At 45.1% G+C, this 4,739-nt stretch carries 1 protein-coding gene; it reads left to right on the top strand.

The features are described from left to right. The coding region (locus tag ACH2DQ_RS27620) for an Ig-like domain-containing protein (RefSeq protein ID WP_395028715.1) at positions 1-4,739 on the top strand (4,739 nt) is incomplete at both ends.

The raw sequence follows: 4,739 nt of genomic DNA, 5'->3' as shown, positions 1-4,739 counted from the left end.
GATTTAAACAGGCTGAATATGCCGTAGATAAAAACTGGTACTATGATTTTGGTGCGAAGATCAATCTTCCTTCCTGGTACCACGTAAATAAGGCACAGAATGATTACGATAAAAATGCGCTGATCGATGTAAATCCCGAATTTAAAAATGCCAGAAGTAATGACTATACGGTATTAAATGAGGAGGGCATGAAACAGGTAGGATTTGAAAACTTCGCCATGGATCAGTTTGGAAAGCCGGGATGCCCGTGCAAGGCTCCGATTTATGCAAAAATTGATTCCGGTTCAGGCGGTTCTGATATTCTCCAGAGAGAAGAGTGGAAGGGTGCAACGGTGACGGGGATTGATGACAACATAATTTCATCTACCGCATCCAATGATTATAAAGGCATTTATTTTGAAGAAGTGCCGGAGGGCAGTGAGGCTTATGCACTGGGCTACCGGAAGCGTGACATTGTAAAATCTGTAAACGGCACAGCCTTAAGTGACAAGAAATCCTTCTTTTCAGAGTTAAAGAAAATAGAGTCCAATGCGCTGGTAATACTGGATATACACCGAACAAACAGTATGCAGACCTTAAGCTACCACAAGGCAGACGGAACATCCCGCTATATTGACTGCAATGACCCGGAGATCACATACAGTACTCAGGTTTCCACAGACTTATATACCCAAGACGCCTGGTATTTTGATTCCAGAAAAAGCGATGACCAGGGATCTACGGTGTGTGCATTCCCGGATATCAAACAGGCACAGTCCGCATGGTTTGAAGTAGCTTTTCAGGGGACGAAGATTGAGTACATCACCAGAAAATACTCGGATCAGGGCGATATAGAAATGATTCTGACCAATGCAGATACGGGTGAAGAGGTAGACAGGAAGACAATCAGCTGTAAAGATAACAGCCGTCTCTACCAGCAGACCGTGTATACATCACCGATATTGCCACAGGGGAATTATAAACTGCGGGGTGAGAAGAAATCCGGCGTATATATGATTGTGGATGCATTTCAGGTGTACCAGGAAGAACAGGATATCTTAAACGTGCTTACAGATCCGGCACAGATGAAATATGCCAATAACACAGTAGTATCCGAACCCCGCGGGGGAGAGACTTTCCAGACCGTGATGGATCTTAAAAATAAAAGTGCATCGGATATAGAAGGCAAAGTATCTTATCTGTTATATGATATTGAAAAAGGATGGAAGCTGCTTGGTGTACAGGATGATCCCATTGTTATTAAGGGCGCAGAAACTCTCCATTATACGGGAAGCTATACGTTCCCCGAGGATGTAAGCAACAAAGTACTTCAGATTCTGGTGACAAATGCTGCAGATGAAGCAATTGCCTATAATACCTGGATCAAAGCAGAAGGAACCGAAATGCAATCGGCTCCGGTTAATCCAGATACGAAGGAAAATACCATCGGAATCAGCTATGATAAAAATACCAGAATGGTAAATGCCACTGCAGCGGGAGTGACTTCCAATTCACAGGCGGTCATCCGTGTAAAACTGGAGGGGAAAGATCTCTATGTAACTCAAGTAAAGGCACAGGGAAAACGGGCAGGCTTTCAATTTGTACTGCCGGATTCCATGAAAGAAGCAGGCAGCGTAGATTTCTTTGTTCACAGCGAATTAGGAAAAGCGCTGGAGTTCAGTCTGAATCTGGATCCGCAGGAAAATGTGGTAAATAAAGACACACTGAATCAGGCGATAGCCGCAGCAGAAGCAATTACCAATGAAAATTATACAAAGGACAGCTGGTATCTGTTCCAAAAGGCATTGAAGAATGCAAAGGACGCCGTGGTATCAAAAGAATTAACGCAGGATATGGCGGACCAGCTGGCAAAAACATTAAAAGAAGCACAGATGTTATTGGAAAAAGCGGAATATACCGAGATTACAAAGGGAAACAGTGATGAAGTGAAACGCACCGGAGAATGGACAGTCCGGGCAAATTCAGAATCCTGTGACACAACAGTAAAAGGCAGCTATGCAGAGTTTGCGTTTACCGGAAATGCCATTGAATGGTACGGCGTATCTGCAAATGACCATGGAATTGCAGAGGTATGTATCGTGGATCAGACAGGCACATTGGTAGAAGGATCCAGGAAAATGGTGGATTGTTATACGGCAAACAGAGGCACAAATGTATTGTTATATCAATTCACTGGATTAGATCCCAAGGGCAGTTATAAGATCATCGTAAAGCAGGATGGGAAAAATGCAAGTGCAGGTTCCACTTATGTAGAAATCTATTCCTTCCGGGTACAGAAAACAGAAAGTGAAACCGTAGATAAAACGGCTTTGCAGGCATTGTACGACACCGTTGCTTCTTATAAAGAAAGTGACTACACAGCAGAAAGTTTTGCAAAGTTAACAACAGCGGCAAAGCTTGCGCTTAAAGTGTTAGAAGGGGAGGAAGCCGGAAATGCAGAAGTATCCGATACCTGCAGCCAGCTTCAGGATGCCATTGACAATTTAGTACGGATCGTAAAAGCCGAAGGCGTTGCCATCAGCCAGGCACAGGCCAGGTTAGAACCGGGAGAAACCCTGCAGCTTGCGGCAAATGTGAAGCCGGAAAATGCGACCAATAAAAATATTACCTGGGTATCGTCAAACGAACAGGCAGCGGAGGTAGACCAAAGCGGAGTGGTATCGGCAGTTGCTGACGGAGTATCCGTCATAAGTGCAATTACACAGGACGGAGGATTCGAGGCAGCGTGTACCGTGACCGTGAAAGAAAACGTGAAAGTAACCAGTGTGAGCCTGGACTGTAATGCAGCCAGATTTACGCATATGGATGATACGCTGCAGCTGACCGCCGTTATTACGCCGGCTAATGCGGATAACAGGAAAGTGACCTGGGAATCATCGGATTCTGCAATTGCAGATGTAGATGAAAACGGACTGGTTACACCGGTGGCTAATGGTGTTGCTGTAATCACGGTAACAACAGAAGACGGAGGATTTACAGACCAATGTAAGATAACGGTAGACATACCCAATGAACCGGTAAAGGTAACCGGAATCCAGCTGGATACCCAGTCCGCTACCCTGACGGAAGAAGGTGAAACCTTAAAACTGAATGGGAAAGTGGAACCGGAAAATGCATATAATCAGGAAGTGATGTGGAAATCTTTTAACGAAGCAGCAGCGATTGTGGATGAAAATGGACTGGTAACAGCAGTAGCAAATGGAACAGCTATCATCGCAGTTACAACACGGGAAGGAGGCTATGCTGCCCTTTGTGAAGTAACCGTTGCAATACCGGAACCTGTAATCCCGGTAACCGGAATATCTCTGGAACCGGATACGGCACTTCTGAAAGGACTGGGAGACAAGCTGTCCCTGAATCCGGTAGTTATGCCGGAAAATGCCACAGACAAGACCGTAACCTATCGTTCATCCAATCCGGATGCGGCAACGGTAGAGGAAGATGGTGTAGTTACTGCAGCAGGAGAAGGAGAGACTGTAATTACAGCAGTCACATTAGACGGAGGATTTGAAGCAGTATGTAAAGTGAAAGTAGAAATTCCGGTTGAAACTGTGAATGTGACAGGAGTTACTTTGAGCCAGACGAATGCACTTCTCACAAAAGAAAATGAAACACTGCATCTGGTTCCACAAATTCTGCCTGAAAATGCAACCAATAAAAAGGTACTGTGGAATTCTTCCAATACGGAGACCGCAGATGTGGACGGCAACGGAGTTGTTACGGCAAAGGCAAATGGAGAGTCCGTCATAACGGTTACCACAGAAGACGGAGGATTCACGGCGCAGTGCAGGGTGAAAGTAGAGGTCCCGGTAAGAGTAGAAAGCATTCGATTAAGCCATGACTATGTCCGTTTGGATAAAGAAGGAGCCACACTTCAGCTTCAGGCTATCATAAATCCGGATAATGCCGAAAATAAAAATGTGACCTTTACAACCACAGCGCCAGAGGTAGCCCAGGTAAGCAGGGAAGGCTTGATCACAGCCCGCAGTAATGGACAGGCTGCAGTGATTGCCACTACCGAAGACGGCAGATTTACAGCGGTATGTATCGTAACCGTTGATATCAAAGCTCCCCATGTGGCGGTAACAGGAGTAAAGCTGGATAAAACAGAAGTAAACTTAACTGCAAAAGGAGAAACTGTAAATCTGAAAGCGGTTGTAGAACCCGAAGAGGCAGCGAACAAAGGGGTATTATGGACTTCCTCCAATACGGGAATTGCCCTAGTAAGCCAGTCAGGGGTTGTGACAGCAGTGGGGAATGGTACGGTAACCGTAACGGCTGTAACGGCAGACGGAGAAAAGACGGCGTCCTGTAAAGTAAATGTTAAAATTCCGGTACCGGTACAAAAGCCTGCAAAGGTTACGGGATTAAAGGTAAGCAGTGCAGTATATTCCATGAAAATAAGCTGGAATAGAGCAGCAGATGCCAAGAGCTACCGGATCTATATTTATAAGGACGGAAAGTGGAGAACAGCAGGAAGTACGGCAAGTAACAGTTATACTATTAAAAAATTAAAAGCCGGAAACAGGTACAGTGTAAAAGTGGCAGCAGTTAATCAGGCTGGAACAGGTCCCGATTCCGCAGCGTTAAAGACAGCGGCAAGACCTCAGAAAGCCGTAATGAAAAGCATTGTAAAAACCGGCTCATCAAAAGTAAAAATTACTTATAAAAAAGTGACATGCAGCGGATACCAGATTCTGATGAAGTCAGGAAAAGGCAGCTACAAGCAGATTAAGACA

It is taken from the genome of Robinsoniella sp. (genome assembly GCF_034124845.1).
The sequence above is the reverse complement of the archived record's forward strand: the minus strand, read 5'-3'. Positions and strand labels throughout refer to the sequence as shown.